This window comes from Janthinobacterium sp. SUN176, assembly GCF_030587335.1.
Taxonomy (GTDB): Bacteria; Pseudomonadota; Gammaproteobacteria; order Burkholderiales; family Burkholderiaceae_D; genus Janthinobacterium; species Janthinobacterium kumbetense.
The window spans coordinates 921,315-937,006 of the sequence record NZ_JAPWIA010000001.1 but is presented as its reverse complement, the minus strand read 5'-3'; the positions used below and the strand labels follow the sequence as shown (position 1 = coordinate 937,006).

The window sequence follows — 15,692 nt, the reverse complement described above, 5'->3', positions numbered from 1 at the left end:
CCCAGCGAAAGTTACCCCAAGTGATTACCCCCATGAAGTCCGCATTTGCGCGCTGGCGCCTTGGTGCCCAGCCCGCCATCCCGCCCGCCCTGCTGAAAAACCTGGTTCCCATCGTCGTGCTGGCCATCGGCATCACCGCCATGGTGACCATGTATGCCTGGCGCGACCAGGCCAACTACAAGCCGGTGTTTGGCGCGCGCGAAAAAGTGGCCGTGACGGACATGATGGCCACGCTGGACGCCGAACACATCCCCTACCGCCTGCATCCGGACAGCGGCCAGGTGCTGGTGCCCGACGCGATGCTGGGCAAGGTGCGCATGCTGCTCGCCTCGAAGGGCGTGACGGCGCAACTGCCGGCCGGCCTGGAGCTGATGGATAAGAATGACCCGCTGGGCGTATCGCAGTTCGTGCAGGACGTGCGCTTCCGCCGCGGCCTGGAAGGCGAACTGGCGCAAAGCATCATGACGATGGACGCGATCGCTTCGGCGCGCGTCCATCTGTCGATTGCGAAATCGACATCGTTCGTCGCCAGCGACGGCGACAAATCGTCCGCCTCGATCGTCGTGGCGCTGAAGCCGGGCCGCACCCTGGCGCCGGAACAGATCGCCGCCGTCATCAACATGGTGGCCGGCAGCGTCGCCAGCCTGGCGCCAACGCGCGTGAGCCTGGTCGACCAGGGCGGCAACCTGCTGTCCGCGCACGTCGACCTGACGGACGGCTTCGACGCCTCGGCCGCCGGCAATGAAGGCGCGAAACGTTTCCAGGATGAAATCCGCCGCAACGTCACGGGCTTGCTCGGCCCCGTCATCGGCGAAGACAACTTCAAGCTCAGCGTGACGGCCGCCGTGAACAACGACCGCGTGGACGAAACGCTGGAAAAATACGGCGAAGCCCCGAAAGTGACGAGCGAAGCGATGCGCGAAGAGCAGGAACGCAACCGCACCGTGGCCGGCATTCCCGGCAGCCTGTCGAACCGTCCGCCGGCGGCGGCCGTGCCGGCACCGGCCGACGCCGCCGGCGCCGCACCCGCCGACGGCGCGCCAAAGCCGTCCGACGACGGCACGGCCCGCAAGAACGCCACCACGCGCCAGTACGCCTACGACCGCAGCATCACGCAGATCAAGCGCAGCCGTGGCCGCCTGGAAAAACTCAGCGTCGCCGTGGTCCTCAACAGCGCCGCCGCACCGAACCCGAAAACGGGCTGGACTCCTGCCGAACTGGGCAATATTGAAAAAATGCTCAACAGCGGCCTGGGCATCAACGCCCAGCGCGGCGACAGCCTGAGCCTGACGGCGCTGGCCTTCCCCGCCAAGCCGCCCGTGGCGCAGTGGTGGGAAGAGCGCGACACCGTCGTCGATTTCAGCAGCTGGCTGCTGTACGCCCTGGGCGCCATCCTCGGCTACTTCCTGATCCTGCGTCCGCTGCTGCGCCTGCTGACCACGCGCCTGGCGCCGCCTGCACTGAAACAGCTCGACCCTGCCCTGGCGCTGGGCGGCAGCGCCGCCGCCGGCGCGAATGGCGCGGCCGTTGCCGGCGCGCCAGCCCTGGGCGTGAATGGCACACCGCTGGCGCTCGAAGGCGAAGCCGCCGGCGGCAGCATGCCGGTCGTGCCGCTGCTGGAAAACTATGACTTGCCGCCACCTGGCTCGGCGGTCGACGTGATGGTCGACCACCTGAAAGTGCTGGCTGAAAAAGAACCCGAGCGTGTCGCCGAAGTCGTCAAACAATGGATGCAGAAAAATGGCCGAACTCAACAACAATAATCCCTCCGACGGCGCCGAATACGAAAGCGCCAGCCTGAACCCCGTGGAACAGGCTGCCATCGTGCTGCTGAGCATAGGCGAAGAGCAGGCGGCCAACGTGCTGCGCTGCCTGTCGCGCGAAGAATTGCTGGAAGTCACGCAAGTGATGTCGCGCATGAGCGGCATCAAGGTCGAATCCGTGAAAACGGCGATGCAGACCTTCTTCGACGACTACCGCCAGCAAAGCGGCGTGCACGGCGCCTCGCGCAGCTACCTGAAGCGTTCGCTGGACATGGCGCTGGGCAGCGATATCGCAAATAGCGTGCTGAACAACATCTACGGCGATGCGATCCGCCCCAAGATGGCGCGCCTGCAGTGGGCTTCGCCAAAATGGCTGGCCGAATACATCGTCAATGAACACGTGCAGATGCAAGCCGTGTTCCTGGCCTTCCTGCCGCCCGCGCTGGCCGGCCAGATCCTCGACGCCCTGCCCGTCGAAGGCCGCGACCTGGTCTTGCTGAACCTGGCGCGCCTGGACGAGATCGACCGCGACCTGCTGGTCGAGCTCGACGAACTGGTGGGGCGCTGCCTGGGCACGCTCGACACGCAAAGCACCAGCGTGGAAGGCATCCGCCAGGCGGCCGAGATTCTCAACCGCATGCCGGGCAACCGCGCCGCGCTGGTCGAACTGCTGCGCGCGCACGACCCGGAAGTGGTGTCGGAAATCGAACTGAGCATGTACGACTTCCTGATCCTGGCCACGCAGAGCGATGTCACGCTCACGCGCATCCTGGAAGACGTGCCGATGGAACAGTGGGCCATCGCCCTCAAGGGCGCGGAACCGTCGATCCGCGACGCCGTGCTGAAAACCATGCCGCGCCGCCAGGCGCAGAGCTTCGAAGACATGATGCGCCGTTCCGGCCCCGTGCCTTTGAGCCGTATCGAACAGACGCGCCAGGAAATCATGGCCACCGTCAAGGGCCTCGCCGATGCGGGCGAGATCGAAGTGCAACTGTTTGCCGAAGCGGTGATCGAATGAAACACTTCCGCTCGTATCGTTTCCCGCCCCTGTCGCAATTCATCGCCGCCGGCCAACGTGCCTCCAACGAGGACACGGATGGGCAGTGGCAGGCGTCCGTCTCGGAAGGCTTCGAGCAGGGCCAGCGCGACGGCTACGAAGTGGGCCTGGTGCAAGGCCAGCAGGACGGCTACGACACCGGACGCAACGACGGCATGGCGCAGGGCCGCGAAGAAGGCCGCAATGAAACCCTGGTGGCGCTGGACCGCCTGGCGCGCCCCGTCGACGCCATCCTGCGCGACCTGAAAAAAGTACGCGCCGATTACCGCGAAGCGCAGCGCAAGGAAGTGGTCGACCTGGTGGCCAAGGTGGCGCGCCAGGTGATCCGCGCGGAACTGGCGCTGCAGCCGGTGCAATTGCTGGCCCTGGTCGACGAGACCCTGGCCTCGATGCCGCCCACGCGCGAGGAAATCGACGTCTTCCTCAATCCGGAAGAACTCAAACGCATCAGCGAACTCGATCCGAAGCGCGCCAAGCGCTGGAACCTGATCGCCGACGCGCGTCTGGACGCGGGCGAATGCCGCATCAAGGCGGGCGACAATGAAGTCGACGCGGGCTGCCATCAGCGCCTGTCGGCCTGCATGGAACAAGTCAGCAGCCACCTGGCGCTGGCCGCCGAACACGCGGACCAGGGCGCGCCTGCATGATCGCCGACACGCTGCGCAGCTTCGAGATCGGCGATATCCCGGTCGCGACACCCACCGGCCGCCTGGTCGGCGCCTCCGGCCTGCTGCTGGAAAGCGCCGGCTGCCGCCTGCACACGGGCCAGCGTTGTCAAATTGAAACTGTGAGCGGCGAGTGGCTCGATGCGCAAGTCGTCGGTTTTCGCGAAAAACTGTCCTACCTGATGCCGTTCAAGAAGGCGACAGGACTGACCACGGGCGCCAGGGTTCTGCCCTTGCCCGACAAGGCCAGCCTGCAGATCGGCCCGTCGTGGCTGGGCCGCATGGTGAATGGCCTGGGCGAGCCGATCGACGACCTGGGCCGCCTCGGCGGCGAACACATCCTGGAAGTCACGCCGCCGAAGATCAATCCCCTGAAGAAACAACCGGTGGTCGAGCCGCTGGACGTGGGCGTGCGGGCCATCAACAGCATGCTGACCCTGGGCAAGGGCCAGCGCGTGGGCCTGATGGCCGGTTCCGGCGTCGGTAAGAGCGTGCTGCTGGGCCTGATCACGCGCCAGACGGTGGCCGATGTCGTCGTCGTCGGCCTGATCGGCGAACGGGGCCGCGAAGTGCGCGAATTCGTCGAAAAGTCGCTCGGCGCCGAAGGCTTGAAAAAAGCCGTGCTGGTGATCGCCCCGGCCGATGAATCGCCGTTGATGCGCATCATGGCCACCGAGCTGTGCCATTCGATCGCCGCCCACTACCGCGACCAGGGCAAGCACGTGCTGCTGCTGGTCGACTCGCTGACGCGCTATGCGATGGCCTTGCGCGAAGTGGCGCTGGCCCTGGGCGAGCCGCCGGCCACGCGCGGCTATCCGCCGTCCGTGTTTTCGAACTTGCCGCAGCTGGTGGAAAGCGCCGGCAACGGCGCCCACCCGGACGGCAGCATGAGCGCCATCTACACGGTGCTGGCCGAGGGCGACGACCAGCAGGACCCCGTGGTCGACACGGCGCGCGCGATTCTCGACGGCCACATCGTGCTCACGCGCGAACTGGCCGAGCGGGGCCACTACCCCGCCATCGACATCGCCGCCTCGATCAGCCGCTGCATGGCGCAGGTGATCACGCCCACCCACATGCAGGCGTCGCGCGCGCTGAAAGCGTCGATGGCGCGCCATGCGCGCGTGCGCGACCTGATCCCGCTGGGCGCCTACGTGCCCGGCGCCGACCCGATCACCGACCGCGCCGTCCAGCTGCACGCGCCCATCGAAGCCTTCCTGTGCCAGGGCACCAAGGAAGAGGCGCCGATGGGGCCGTGCATCGAACAACTTGAACAGATCATGGCCTAGGAGCATACGTGAGCGACGCGCATACCATCCGCAACCTGACCACCCTGGTCGGCCTGCGCAGCACCGAAGTGGAACGCCTGCAAGGCGAAATGGCGGCGCAGACGGCCGTGCGCGAGCGCTACCAGAAAAACCTGGAACGCCTGACGGGCCTGTACACGGATAGCGGCCCCAGCGGCGCCCTGCCCCTGGCCCTGTCCGTCAACTGCGGCAACTTCAAGCAAGCCGTCATGCAGATGGCCGACCAGCACCGTACCGATCTGCATTTGCACGAAGCCAACATGGCCGTTTCGCAACGCGCACTCAATACGGCCTGGGCCAAGCGCGAAGTGCTGGACCAGGTCCTCACGCAGAAACAAAAGTATGTTGCAAATGAGCAACAACGCGTCGATGCCAAGCGGCAAGACGAGCTGGCGACGCAATTCTGGTTCCGCGGGCAGGTAAAATGAGGTTTGTGTAAGTTTCTTTCAGGAAAACTTCACAAAACGGGAATGGGGGTCGCCTTGTACCGGTATATCCCTTTATTCAGGAGTCTGGCATGGCAAGCGTAATTACTGCACCGCAATACGATCCGATCCCAACGGCCGAAAAACTGGCTACCAAGGCTATCGCCGCGCAAAAGGCCGCCCTGCAGGCACAGAACACGCTGGCCAGCAACACCAGCACGGCGCTGGGCAACCTGAAGTCGGCCATCTCCGCCTTCCAGAGCGCCATGTCGTCCATGACCAGCAGCAAATCGGTGCTGAGCCAGTCCGCCACCTTCCCCGCCGCCGGTTACGGCACGGCCACGGCCGGCATCAATGCGACGCCGGGCACCTATTCCTTTTTTGTTGAAAAACTGGCCACGGCCAGCCAGATGTCGTATGGCGGCTTGAGCAACGTCAATACCGCCGATGGCACGGGTACGCTGAAAGTGAAAATCGGCGATGGCGTGGGCGACAACACGCTCAACATCGACCTGGCCGCCGCCGACAAGGATGGCAACGGCACACTGACACCGCAGGAAATCGCTGCCGCCATCAACGGCAACAGCAAGAACAATTCGCGCGTCACCGCCTCCATCGTGACCATCAATAACCAGGCGCAACTGGTACTGACGTCGAATGCGACGGGCATTGCCAACGCCGCCACGCTCGACGCCAGCGCTGTCGACAATATCGCGCTGAAAGGCGCGCTGATCGCTCCAGCCAACATCAAGGAAGTCGTCAAGGCTGACGACGCCATCGTCTGGCTGGGCGGCAAACCCGGCGGCACGGCCATCACGCAGGCATCGAATACATTCACCAACGTGCAGGATGTGAAAATCACGTTCACCCGCGCCATGAGTGCCGCCGAAGCGCCCGTCACGCTGACCGTCGCCACCGACAACTCCGGCACCGCCGCCAACGTGCAAGCGTTCGTCGATGCCTACAACAAGCTGAAAACCCTGATGGATGGCCTGGCAAGCCCCGGCAATCCGGAAAAGAACATCGCCGCGGGCATCTTCGCCCATGATTCCGGTCTGAATGCCTTGCGCAGCAGCATGGGCGACGCCCTGCGCCTGAACATCAATGGCGTCTCGCTCGTGTCCTACGGCATTACGGCCCAGCGCGACGGCACCATCAGCCTCAACGCCGCCAAGCTGACGGCCAAGCTGGCCGACAACCCGACGGGCCTGGACAAACTTTTTGGCAACAACAGCCTGTCCGCCCCGGCCGGCGTGCTCGGCAGCCTGGACAAGGTACTGGGCCAGTGGAGCAATGTCACCAAGGGCCAGATCACCCAGCGCCAGGCCGCCACGGACAAGCTGCAGAAAAGCCTGGTCAAGAGCGGCGAGCGCCTCACGGCCCAATATGACACGGCATACAAACGCTTCCTCGATCAATTTACGCGTCTGCAAGTATTGCAGGAGCAAATGAGCAAGACGTCCGATATGTTCGATGCCATGTTTAGCAACAATAAATCCTAAGGCGGATGCGCCTGCCGCGCCGCCACAGTTAACATAGCGAGAATACAATCATGTTAAACAATGAAGCTTACGGCAACTACCACGCCGTCAACCTGGATGCCCAGACCGCCCGCGCAACACCGGTCGAACTGGTACTGGTGCTGACGGACGGCCTGCTGGAAGAACTGGCGCGCGCGCGCGGGCATATCGTGGGCAAGCGCTACGAACAAAAGGCCATCAGCCTGGATAAATGCACGCAGATCATCAACGGTCTGTCGAGCTCGCTCGATTTCGACAATGGCGGCGAAGTGGTCGTCAACCTGGCGCGCCTGTACGACTATTGCGTGGCGCGCCTGTACACGGCCGGCATCAAGCTCGACCCGACCCTGATCGATGAAGTGACAACCTTGATGACCACCATCAAGCGCGGCTGGGTGGGCGTCCAGGCCAACAATGCCTAGGCGCGCCGCGCTGCAGCAGCTGAGCCGGCAATTGAGCGCGGCCATCGCGCAGCCGGACTGGGAGGCGATGGAAAAACTCTCGGCCAGCCTGGCGAAAAACATCCCGCTGCTGGCTGAACGGGGCGCATGGAATGCGCTGGAACAAACAGAATTGTTGCAATTGCGCAAAATTCACGCGCAAGCGGTTAAAATTTGCTCTGAGGAAAAAGAACGCCTGGGGTTACACCTGGGTGCATTACAGGCAAATAAGGAAGGTTGGGTCGCCTACGCCGCGCTCGGCGAATACGACTCGGACGGGAATCAAGCATGATCATGAACTTCAACACGGCGCCGGCCGCTCCGGCACCGGCGGCCTCCGCTGCATCCGCACCGGCGCCAGCGCCGGCACAGACCGCTGCCTTGCCCGGCACGCCAGGCTATGGCAGCACCGCAACGGCGCCCTCCGCCCTGCCCCTGTTTGCGCAGGTGCTCGATGTGACCGCCGTGGAAACGGCCGACGCCGGCACGCCCGCGCCTGCACCCGCCAAGGACGGCGACAGCGACACCCAGGCCGACAGCAGCCTGCCGGCCATGGCCGCCCCCGTCATCGGCTTGCCGGTGACGATGCTGCCGCCAACGGACGCGGCCGCAGCCGAGGCGCGCGCCGCAGCCCAGACACAAACACAGACACCGGTGCAGGCGAATGCGGCGCAAGCCAACCCTGCACTCAACATCAGCCTGCATCCCGCAGCCGTCACCCTCACCGCGTCCGCGCCGGCAATGGCGCCAGCGCCAGGGCGCGACACGCGCGAACCGCTGGCCGCCGCCAACCCGGCGACTGCCGCCAAGGGCAGCGCGCCGGCACAGCCGTTCGAAGCGCTGCTGCAACAGGGCGCTCCGGTGACGGCCGCCGCCGCCCCTGCCGCGCGCGAGGGCGAACGCGGCGCCGCGACGCCGGCCCCCGCCACGCCCAACCTGGGTTTGACGGGCGCGGTCGGCAATACGGCCACGGCGGCCCCGTCCGGCGATACCATCAAGCTCAACGGCCCTGCCCAGCAATGGCAGGAACCGCTGCGCGAAGCGCTCGGCGAACGCCTGCAGACGCAGATCGGCCGCAACAGCGAACACGCGACGATCCGCCTCGACCCGCCCATGCTGGGCCGCATTGAAATTTCCATCCGCCACACGGCTGGCGCGCTGCAGGTGAACGTCACGGCGTCGAACTCGGAAGTGTTGCGCCAGTTGCAAGGCATCGGCGAAAACATGCGCAGCGACCTGGCGCAGCGCCAGTACACCGAGGTGGCCGTGAATATCAGCGCCACCCCGCGCAGCCCTGCCGCCCAGGCGTTTGCCGAAGGCGATGCGCGCGGCCAGCGTCAACCGGGCCGCCAGAACGACGACGCGGAACCGGGACGCGCCCTGTCCGACGGCAGCCCTGCCGGTACCACTTACGCCATGCATGAGCGAGAGACTGCCTGATGAATATGAAAATGAAACTGATAGGCGGCTTTGTCGCCGTGGCCGTGCTGGCCGCCGGCGCCGCTGGCGGCGCCATGTGGTACCTGGCCAAGCCGGTTGCCGGCCATGCCGAGGTGGCCGAAGCCAAAACCCCGCCGCCGGCCACAGGCAAGAAGGCGCGCAAGTTCCTCACGCTGGACAAGGTCATCGTGATGCTGCGCCGCGGCCCCGGCGAAGGCGAAACGCATTACCTGTCGGCCGACCTGGTGATCGCCACCACCGAGGAAAAGGAAAAGCTGACCAAGGACCACTTGCCGCTGATGCGTTCGATCGCCGTCAGCACCCTGTCGAGTTTCCCGATGGACAAGGCACAGACGATGACGGTGGAGCAATTTGCCGAACAGATCAACAAGGCCTTCAATGTCAGCTATGAACGCGAACAGATGGAAAAACCGTTCACCGAAGTCATGGTCGGCAAGCTGATCATTGAATAAGCCAACACGCCAGCCGACCTAGTGGGAGATCCCTTGGCCTATGTAGAGCAATACCAGGAAGCGTATGGCGCCGGCGAATATGCCGCCGCCAGCGCTTGCGCGGCAGTGCTCAGTGTTGCCGAAGAACAACAACATCTGGTGGCGTACTCCCCTTTGGTGAAACGCATCGTGCGCCAGCTCAATTCGCAGGTGTCGGGCGCCATCGACCGCGACGACATGGAACAGATCGGCCTGATGGGCTTGCTCGAAGCCTTGCGCCGCTACGGCGTGCCGGACCAGTCGTTCGGCAGCTATGCCAGCCTGCGCATCCGCGGCGCCATCCTCGATGAATTGCGGCGCCAGGACTGGCGTCCGCGCGCCGTGCGCCAGGAAAGCCACCGCCTGCGCGACAGCGTGCGCGCCCTGACCCGGCGCCTGGGGCGCGAGCCGCTGGAAGCGGAAATCATGGCGGCCCTGAAGCTGACGCCGGAAGCCTTCCAGGAGTACCAGCTGGCGGAAAACGCCGAGCTGATCGCCAGTTTTGATGAAGTGCTGCAGGAAAGCCTGGGGCAAGCCGACAGCGCACCGAGCCCGGAAGAGCAATTGATGGTGCGGCGCAGCCTGGAACAGGCGCTGCGCACGCTGGACGAACGGGAACAGCGCGTGATCCAGATGTATTACGAATTCGAACTGAGCTATAAAGAAATTGCCGCCGTGCTAGACCTGAGCGACGCCCGCGTCTGCCAGTTGAACAAGACGGCGCTGGGCAAGATGAAAACCATGCTGCAAGACGCATAAGTTTCAGCACTATCCATCAAATTGACGCAGCACAATGACGCAGAAAGGCAGTTGACATGGTAATTATCGGTATCTTAATCGTGATGGGGTGTGTATTCGGAGGCTTCGCCCTGATGGGCGGCACCGTCCACGCGATCTGGCAACCGGTCGAGTTGATCATCATCATCGGCGCCGCCGTCGGCGCCCTGGTGCTGGGCAACCCCAAGCATGTACTCGGTGAAATGCTGCACCAGATGCGCAAGATCGTCACGCACAAGAAGCAAGGCTCGGAATTCCAGCGCCAGTTGCTGCTGCTGATGTATGAACTGCTGCAAACGGCCGCCGGCGGCCTGAAGGCGCTCGACGCCCACGTCGAGGCGCCGCGCGAAAGCGCCCTGTTCCAGCGCTATCCGCTGGTGCTGGAAGAGCCGAAGCTGCTGGCCTTCATCGTCGACAACTTCCGTTTGATGGCGATGGGCAAGATCAACGCGCATGAGCTGGAAGGCGTGCTGGAGCAGGAACTGGAAGCCATCCACGACGAATTGCTGCAACCGTCGAAATCCTTGCACAAGATCGCCGAAGCCATGCCCGGTTTCGGTATCCTGGCCGCCGTTCTGGGCATCGTGATGGCCATGAATTCCGTGGCCGACGGCGCCGATGCGGCGGAAATCTCGGAAAAAGTGGGCGCCGCCATGGTCGGTACCTTCATCGGCATCTTCTTCTGCTACGGTGTGCTCGATCCGATGTGCAACATGATGAAACAGCTGGTGGGCGAGGAAGGCTCGACCATGGAATGCGTGAAGGTCGTGCTGGTCACGCACGTGGCGGGCAAACCGCCCCTGCTGGCCATCGATGCGGGCCGCCGCCTGGTGCAGCTGAACATCAAGCCTAGCTTCGCCCAGCTGGAAAGCTGGATCAATGCGCTGGAAGATGGCGGCGCCGAACAAGAGCAAGGCCAAGGCCGGGGAGGCCGCCGTGCTAAAGCCGCATGAGAAACATGAACAGGCCATCATCAAGCGTGCCGGCCGCAAGCACGACGACGATGGCCATGGCGGCGCCTGGAAAGTAGCGTTCGCCGACTTTTGCCTGGCCCTGCTGTCGCTGTTCCTCGTGCTGTGGCTGATGGCCGCGCGCGAGCAGCAGGCGATGAAGGAAATCATGATGGATGCGTCGGCAGGCAGCCGCCAGGGCGAAGGCCAGGGCGTCATGCCGGAACAGAAAGGCGGCCCGCGCGGCAGCCTGATCGAGCGCTTCCCCATGCCCCGCAAGGGCACGGGCGACACGCGCACGGAAGGCAAGCAGATGCAGGACGGCAAGGCTGGCGCCGCGCCGCCCAACCAGACCAAGGTCAGCTACCAGTCGCCGGAAGACCTGCTGAGCCTGTCGCGCGCGCTCGATAAGCTCAGCGATGAAGCGGGATTGAAAAGCAATTTGCAATCCGTGATCACGCCGTACGGCTTGCGCGTCATGCTGCACGACACGGACAAGCAAGGCATGTTCGTGCGCGGCAGCGCCGTGCCGACCGACCGTTTCCGCAAGCTGCTGCGCCAGATGGGCCCCGTGTTTGCGCAAATGGATAACCAGATGCTGATCGTCGGCCACACCGACTCGATGCAATACGCCAATACCGGCTATGAAGGCTTTTCGAACTGGACCCTGTCGGCCAACCGCGCCATGTCGGCGCGCGCGCAATTGTTGATCGGCAGCATGAGTCCGGACAGCGTGCTGCAAGTGGTGGGCATGGCCGACCGCGCGCCGCTGGACGTAAAAAACGCCAGCGCCGGCATCAACCGCCGCATCGAACTGTTAATATTGACGCGTGGCCAGGCTGACAGCATCGCCGCCATGTTCGGCATGGCCGGACAAAAGCCGCAGGGCGAAGAATTGCAAGTGGGCGAACCGGACTCGGGCACCTTGCAGCGCCTGCGCGAGAAACTGGGCTTGCCCGCAAAGAAGGAGCGGGATGAGCATGCAAATTAAGGGCAAGGGACAACGTATGAAAATCTCCTCCGGCAATACCGGTGCTGCCGTACGCAGCAGCGCCGTCGCGCCGGCCGAGGCGATCGCCGAGAACGCGGGCGCCGCCGGCGCCATGGGCGGCTCGTCGGCCGGGGCGGAACTGCAATCGGCCGTGCTGCAACCGGCCATGGCCGCCCTGCGCGCCATGCCCGAAATCGACCATGAGCGCGTGGCCATGCTGCGCGATGCGCTGGCCAAGGGCGAATTGCCGTTCGATCCGTCGAAACTGGCAGGCTTGATCCAGCGTTTCCACGGCGGCGAATCGTGACCGCGCCGCGCAAGGGCATCACGCGCCAGGAAGCCATGCGCCGCGTGCTGCAAGGCATGAAAGACGACAGCATCGGCTATGCCGCCCTGCAAACCGTGCTGGAGGAGCAATTCCAGGCGACCTTGCACCATCAGAGCGCGCAATTGACGGCACTGGCCGACCAGGTCATCGCCGCCGTCGAGCCCCTCGATGCGCGCCGCCGCCAGCGGGTCAGCCTCGTCACTGCCCTGCTGGGTCCGCAAGGCGATATGCCGCAATTGTTTGCGTTATTGCAAGATGACGCGCGCGTCACCGCCGAGCGCGACTGGGCTGCGCTCGAGCAGATGGTGCTCGAATGCAAGCGCCTGAATGCCCGCAACAGCGATTTATTAACAGAGCAGTACAGCATCATGCAGCGCGTGCTGCATGGCGAGGAAGATACGTATGCGCCAGGCTGATTTTTCACAGATGCGCGCCATGGCCGCCACGCCGTCGACGATGGCGACGAATGCCGTGCAAAGCAATATGCACGCAACCCCTGCCACGGCAGCCGCCAGCAGCTTCAGCAGCGTATTCCGGCAAGTACAGGGCGAAGTGGCCCGCTTCATCGAACAGGGCGGCGGCAACGCCACCAGCCTGAACCCGCAAGGCCGCGCCTACCTGGAACAGAGCCAGCCCGTCAATGTGCTGGGCAGCATCAACCAGGGTGGCGAGATCGGCGAAACGCAGCAGCAATTCCTCGCCTCGATCAAGCCATGGACGCAGGAAACGGGCGCGCGCCTGGGCGTGGCGCCGGAAATCGTCGCCGCCCACGCGGCGCTGGAATCGGGCTGGGGCCAGCGTCCGCTGCGCCAGGGCACGGGCGCGGACACAAATAATCTGTTCGGCATCAAGGCCGGCGGCAAATGGCAAGGCGACGTGGCCAGCAATGTCACCACCGAATACGAGGCGGGCAGCGGCACGGCCCTGAAGAAAACGGAACGTTTCCGCAGTTATCCGGACCAGGCCAGCGCCTTCCGCGACTATGCGCAAGTATTGCTCGACAATCCCCGCTACCGCGCCGCCCTGAACACGGGTAGCGACGCGGGCGCTTTCGCGCAAGGCCTCGCGCGCGGCGGCTATGCCACCGACCCCAACTATGCCGCCAAGCTGACCCAGCTGGCGACGCGTTTGCAGCGCACGGCCGCCGCCGAGTAGTTTCCTTAACGGCCGGGAAGTTCGGCCGGTTCCACCACGCCCGCATCGACCACCCTGGCACGTATCACCGTGCCGCTGGTGGCGTTGCGCACGCGAATCACCTCGCCCAGCGCGCCCGGATCCAGCGCTTCGCCGGCCATGCTCACTTCCACCTGCTCCTTGCGGGCCACGATATTCACCGCACTGCCCCGCTTGATCAACACGGGCGACGCCAGTTGCCCTTGCCGCAGCACTTCGCCGGCACGCAAGCTGCGCCGGCTCGACAGGCCAACGGCGCCGGGCAAGGAGGAAATACTGTCCGGCACCATCGTCACATCGCGCCGCGCCAGGGTCACGTCGCCCGCCTGCAACGGCGTATTCGCCGTCACTGGGGCGCTCGTCACCGCGACCTGGGCCGTAATGCTGCCGCGCGCCAGCATTTCATAGCGCCAACCGTTGCTTCCAGGACACACTGCCACGAAGCGCATGCGCTGCGCCGAACGGCTGTCCGCCGTTTCCAGCGCGACGGGCGCCGCGCACGCCGGCACGGGGCGCGTGCTTTTGACCACGGCCACTTGAAACTGCGGTTCCAGCAGTCCCGCCGAGGCTGCTTGCTGCACCAATTGCTCGCGCGCCAATTGTTCCACACGCGAAAATATATTGTCGGCTGGCAATTCTGCGCATCCTGCACTACTATATAGGCTGGTCAGTAAAAATAGGCTTGGCAGCAGTATGTGACGACATTGCGCCTTGTTCCACATCACGGAATAGTTCTCAGAGTAAATCATTGCTAACCTTAATCAAAGATACTGAAGCGGCATGACCTTACCATGCGTCAACATGACCAGGCTGGGATTTTACCTCTGCACCACCTATTTTCTGGCCCGAACCGCAAAAAGCACGATCGAATTCAACACAAAGGATGACCATGGGGATTAATTTCAAGGATGCGCTGGGCGTGCACGCCGATGCACTCGCGCTGCGTGCCGACCGTACACGCGTACTGGCCGCCAACATCGCCAATGAAAACACGCCCGGCTTCCAGGCCATGGACATGGATTTCGGCAGCGCCCTGCAGCAGTTGCAGGACAACGAGGCGGGCCTGCTGTCGACCGATGACGATGCCAGCGCCCTGTACCGCGTCCCCTACCACCCCAGCCGCGACGGCAACACCGTCGAAATCGGCGTCGAGCAGGCGGCGTTCTCGCAGAATGCCACCGACTTCCAGACCAGCCTCACTTTCGTCAACATGAAACTGAAGGGTCTGTCCAAGGCCATTTCCGGACAATAAGGATCAGCATGAGCTTCCAGGACATTTCCAAGATCGCCGGTTCGGCGATGGCGGCGCAAACCGTGCGCCTCAATACCATCGCCAGCAACCTGGCCAATGCCGATTCCGTTGCCGGTTCCGAAGGCGAAACCTACCGCGCGCGCAAGCCCGTGTTTGCGGCCGTGATGGACGGCCCGGGCGCCAGCGGCGCCGGTGGAAGAGTACAGGTACTCGACGTGGTGCAAAGCGATGAGCCGCTGCGCAAGGTCTATGAACCGGGCCACCCGATGGCCAATGCCGATGGCATGGTGTTCTATCCCAACGTCAATCAGGTTGCCGAGATGACCGACATGATGTCGGCGTCGCGCGCGTTTGAAACAAATGTCGAAGTTCTGGGCCGCATCAAGTCGATGCAGCAATCGCTCCTCAAATTAGGTGAAGCATAATCCATGGAAACCAACCTCTTTACAAATAACACCAGCGGCAGCAATAGCAACAGCAATGCCGTCAAGTCGCAAAGCAATGCCACCCAGGATATGTTCACCAAGTTGCTGGTCGCGCAGATCAAGAACCAGGATCCCCTCGCGCCGACCGATCCGAGCCAGTTCGTCAATCAATTGACGCAGCAGGCGCAGACGGAAGCGATGCAAAACCTGTCGGCGCTGACCAGCGCCAATGCCAGCGTGCTGCAATCGATGCAAGTGCTGGCCCTGGGCGCGCAAGTGGGCTCGGAAGTCATGGTCAACACCGAAACGGTCCAGCTCGACAAGAGCAAGGTCAGCGGCACCATCGCGCTGGCCGCCAGCACCACCAAGACCACCGTGACCCTGAAAGGGCTGGACGACAAGGAATACAAGATCGAACTGGGCGCCAAAGCGCCCGGCACGGTGCCGTTCACCATCGATCCCGTGGCCTTGGGCTTGCCTGCCGGCACCTACAGCATGACGGTCAGCACCAGCGGCGCCGAAAAACCAACGGTCGACATTGCAGGCAAGCTCAACAGCGTGCGCCTGTCGTCCAGCGGCAGCATGATTTTGAGCGTGTCGAACCTGGGCGAAGTCAACCCTGGCGCGATCACCGGCTTTAACGGCAAGACGGCCTGATCCGCTCGCCCCTTCGTTTCCTGCACACTAA

Annotated in this window: 20 protein-coding genes; 19 read left to right on the top strand and 1 reads right to left on the bottom strand. The window is 63.9% G+C overall.

The features are described from left to right. Positions 1 to 32 precede the first annotated feature (32 nt). From fliF to O3299_RS04280, 16 genes are all read left to right on the top strand, one after another. Entirely contained in the window at positions 33 to 1,763 is a 1,731-nt protein-coding gene (gene fliF / locus O3299_RS04355) for a flagellar basal-body MS-ring/collar protein FliF (protein WP_077403175.1), read from the top strand. Further along, positions 1,741 to 2,781, top strand: a complete 1,041-nt coding sequence (locus O3299_RS04350; RefSeq protein WP_077403172.1) for a flagellar motor switch protein FliG — start codon at positions 1,741 to 1,743, stop codon at positions 2,779 to 2,781. Before fliF ends, O3299_RS04350 begins: the two co-directional genes overlap by 23 nt. Next, positions 2,778 to 3,467 (top strand): flagellar assembly protein FliH, encoded by a 690-nt coding sequence (gene fliH, locus O3299_RS04345; RefSeq protein ID WP_034787861.1) that lies wholly within the window; start codon positions 2,778 to 2,780, stop codon positions 3,465 to 3,467. The genes O3299_RS04350 and fliH overlap by 4 nt, the downstream gene beginning before the upstream one ends. Then, entirely contained in the window at positions 3,464 to 4,774 is a 1,311-nt protein-coding gene (gene fliI, locus O3299_RS04340) for a flagellar protein export ATPase FliI (protein WP_305061589.1), read from the top strand. Before fliH ends, fliI begins: the two co-directional genes overlap by 4 nt. Positions 4,775 to 4,782: 8 nt before the next feature. Next, entirely contained in the window at positions 4,783 to 5,220 is a 438-nt protein-coding gene (locus tag O3299_RS04335) for a flagellar export protein FliJ (protein WP_077403163.1), read from the top strand. A gap of 89 nt (positions 5,221 to 5,309) precedes the next feature. Next, on the top strand, positions 5,310 to 6,719 hold the full coding sequence (fliD, locus tag O3299_RS04330; protein WP_099664384.1) for a flagellar filament capping protein FliD: 1,410 nt from the start codon (positions 5,310 to 5,312) through the stop codon (positions 6,717 to 6,719). 50 nt (positions 6,720 to 6,769) lie between these two features. Beyond that, positions 6,770 to 7,159: a flagellar export chaperone FliS gene (gene fliS, locus O3299_RS04325; RefSeq protein WP_070219791.1), complete on the top strand. Its 390-nt coding sequence runs from the start codon at positions 6,770 to 6,772 to the stop codon at positions 7,157 to 7,159. Positions 7,160 to 7,190: 31 nt separating this feature from the next. Further along, complete coding sequence (locus O3299_RS04320; RefSeq protein ID WP_251349170.1) at positions 7,191 to 7,469, top strand: hypothetical protein; 279 nt, start codon at positions 7,191 to 7,193, stop codon at positions 7,467 to 7,469. Then, complete coding sequence (locus O3299_RS04315) at positions 7,466 to 8,617, top strand: flagellar hook-length control protein FliK (protein WP_099664386.1); 1,152 nt, start codon at positions 7,466 to 7,468, stop codon at positions 8,615 to 8,617. Before O3299_RS04320 ends, O3299_RS04315 begins: the two co-directional genes overlap by 4 nt. A gap of 5 nt (positions 8,618 to 8,622) precedes the next feature. Next, entirely contained in the window at positions 8,623 to 9,090 is a 468-nt protein-coding gene (locus O3299_RS04310; protein ID WP_251349230.1) for a flagellar basal body-associated FliL family protein, read from the top strand. 33 nt (positions 9,091 to 9,123) lie between these two features. Then, positions 9,124 to 9,867 (top strand): FliA/WhiG family RNA polymerase sigma factor, encoded by a 744-nt coding sequence (locus O3299_RS04305; RefSeq protein WP_077403148.1) that lies wholly within the window; start codon positions 9,124 to 9,126, stop codon positions 9,865 to 9,867. A gap of 56 nt (positions 9,868 to 9,923) precedes the next feature. Beyond that, positions 9,924 to 10,838, top strand: coding sequence for a flagellar motor stator protein MotA (gene motA / locus O3299_RS04300; protein ID WP_034757817.1), 915 nt, complete (start codon positions 9,924 to 9,926; stop codon positions 10,836 to 10,838). Beyond that, a complete protein-coding gene (locus O3299_RS04295; RefSeq protein ID WP_305061588.1) occupies positions 10,765 to 11,826 on the top strand; it encodes a flagellar motor protein MotB in 1,062 nt (353 codons plus the stop codon). The genes motA and O3299_RS04295 overlap by 74 nt, the downstream gene beginning before the upstream one ends. 16 nt (positions 11,827 to 11,842) lie before the next feature. Continuing rightward, positions 11,843 to 12,133: a flagellar biosynthesis anti-sigma factor FlgM gene (flgM, locus tag O3299_RS04290; protein WP_034757812.1), complete on the top strand. Its 291-nt coding sequence runs from the start codon at positions 11,843 to 11,845 to the stop codon at positions 12,131 to 12,133. After that, positions 12,130 to 12,570: a flagellar export chaperone FlgN gene (gene flgN / locus O3299_RS04285; protein WP_289898373.1), complete on the top strand. Its 441-nt coding sequence runs from the start codon at positions 12,130 to 12,132 to the stop codon at positions 12,568 to 12,570. The genes flgM and flgN overlap by 4 nt, the downstream gene beginning before the upstream one ends. Next, entirely contained in the window at positions 12,557 to 13,309 is a 753-nt protein-coding gene (locus tag O3299_RS04280; protein WP_305061587.1) for a glycoside hydrolase family 73 protein, read from the top strand. The genes flgN and O3299_RS04280 overlap by 14 nt, the downstream gene beginning before the upstream one ends. Before the next feature lie 5 nt (positions 13,310 to 13,314). On the opposite strand, the gene flgA is transcribed toward O3299_RS04280, so the two are convergent. Continuing rightward, positions 13,315 to 13,962: a flagellar basal body P-ring formation chaperone FlgA gene (gene flgA, locus O3299_RS04275; protein ID WP_099664389.1), complete on the bottom strand. Its 648-nt coding sequence runs from the start codon at positions 13,960 to 13,962 to the stop codon at positions 13,315 to 13,317. A 254-nt stretch (positions 13,963 to 14,216) separates the two neighbouring features. Between flgA and flgB the strand changes: the two genes are divergently transcribed. Genes flgB through O3299_RS04260 form a run of 3 tightly spaced genes read left to right on the top strand, consistent with a single transcriptional unit; the run spans position 14,217 to position 15,661 of the window. Then, on the top strand, positions 14,217 to 14,579 hold the full coding sequence (gene flgB, locus O3299_RS04270; RefSeq protein WP_034758109.1) for a flagellar basal body rod protein FlgB: 363 nt from the start codon (positions 14,217 to 14,219) through the stop codon (positions 14,577 to 14,579). Between the two features lie 8 nt (positions 14,580 to 14,587). Next, a complete protein-coding gene (gene flgC / locus O3299_RS04265) occupies positions 14,588 to 15,004 on the top strand; it encodes a flagellar basal body rod protein FlgC (protein ID WP_034757795.1) in 417 nt (138 codons plus the stop codon). 3 nt (positions 15,005 to 15,007) lie between these two features. After that, a complete protein-coding gene (locus tag O3299_RS04260) occupies positions 15,008 to 15,661 on the top strand; it encodes a flagellar hook capping FlgD N-terminal domain-containing protein (RefSeq protein ID WP_099664390.1) in 654 nt (217 codons plus the stop codon). Positions 15,662 to 15,692 lie beyond the last annotated feature (31 nt).

Bases quoted from the DNA above. Each gene is read 5' to 3' on its own strand.
- fliH (WP_034787861.1), top strand. From the start codon at position 2,778: ATGAAACACTTCCGCTCGTATCGTTTCCCGCCCCTGTCGCAATTCATC.
- flgM (WP_034757812.1), top strand. From the start codon at position 11,843: ATGAAAATCTCCTCCGGCAATACCGGTGCTGCCGTACGCAGCAGCGCC.
- O3299_RS04260 (WP_099664390.1), top strand. From the start codon at position 15,008: ATGGAAACCAACCTCTTTACAAATAACACCAGCGGCAGCAATAGCAAC.
- O3299_RS04310 (WP_251349230.1), top strand. From the start codon at position 8,623: ATGAAAATGAAACTGATAGGCGGCTTTGTCGCCGTGGCCGTGCTGGCC.
- fliI (WP_305061589.1), top strand. From the start codon at position 3,464: ATGATCGCCGACACGCTGCGCAGCTTCGAGATCGGCGATATCCCGGTC.
- O3299_RS04315 (WP_099664386.1), top strand. From the start codon at position 7,466: ATGATCATGAACTTCAACACGGCGCCGGCCGCTCCGGCACCGGCGGCC.
- fliD (WP_099664384.1), top strand. From the start codon at position 5,310: ATGGCAAGCGTAATTACTGCACCGCAATACGATCCGATCCCAACGGCC.
- O3299_RS04280 (WP_305061587.1), top strand. From the start codon at position 12,557: ATGCGCCAGGCTGATTTTTCACAGATGCGCGCCATGGCCGCCACGCCG.
- motA (WP_034757817.1), top strand. From the start codon at position 9,924: ATGGTAATTATCGGTATCTTAATCGTGATGGGGTGTGTATTCGGAGGC.
- O3299_RS04295 (WP_305061588.1), top strand. From the start codon at position 10,765: ATGCGCTGGAAGATGGCGGCGCCGAACAAGAGCAAGGCCAAGGCCGGG.
- fliF (WP_077403175.1), top strand. From the start codon at position 33: ATGAAGTCCGCATTTGCGCGCTGGCGCCTTGGTGCCCAGCCCGCCATC.
- flgC (WP_034757795.1), top strand. From the start codon at position 14,588: ATGAGCTTCCAGGACATTTCCAAGATCGCCGGTTCGGCGATGGCGGCG.
- flgB (WP_034758109.1), top strand. From the start codon at position 14,217: ATGGGGATTAATTTCAAGGATGCGCTGGGCGTGCACGCCGATGCACTC.
- fliS (WP_070219791.1), top strand. From the start codon at position 6,770: ATGTTAAACAATGAAGCTTACGGCAACTACCACGCCGTCAACCTGGAT.
- O3299_RS04350 (WP_077403172.1), top strand. From the start codon at position 1,741: ATGGCCGAACTCAACAACAATAATCCCTCCGACGGCGCCGAATACGAA.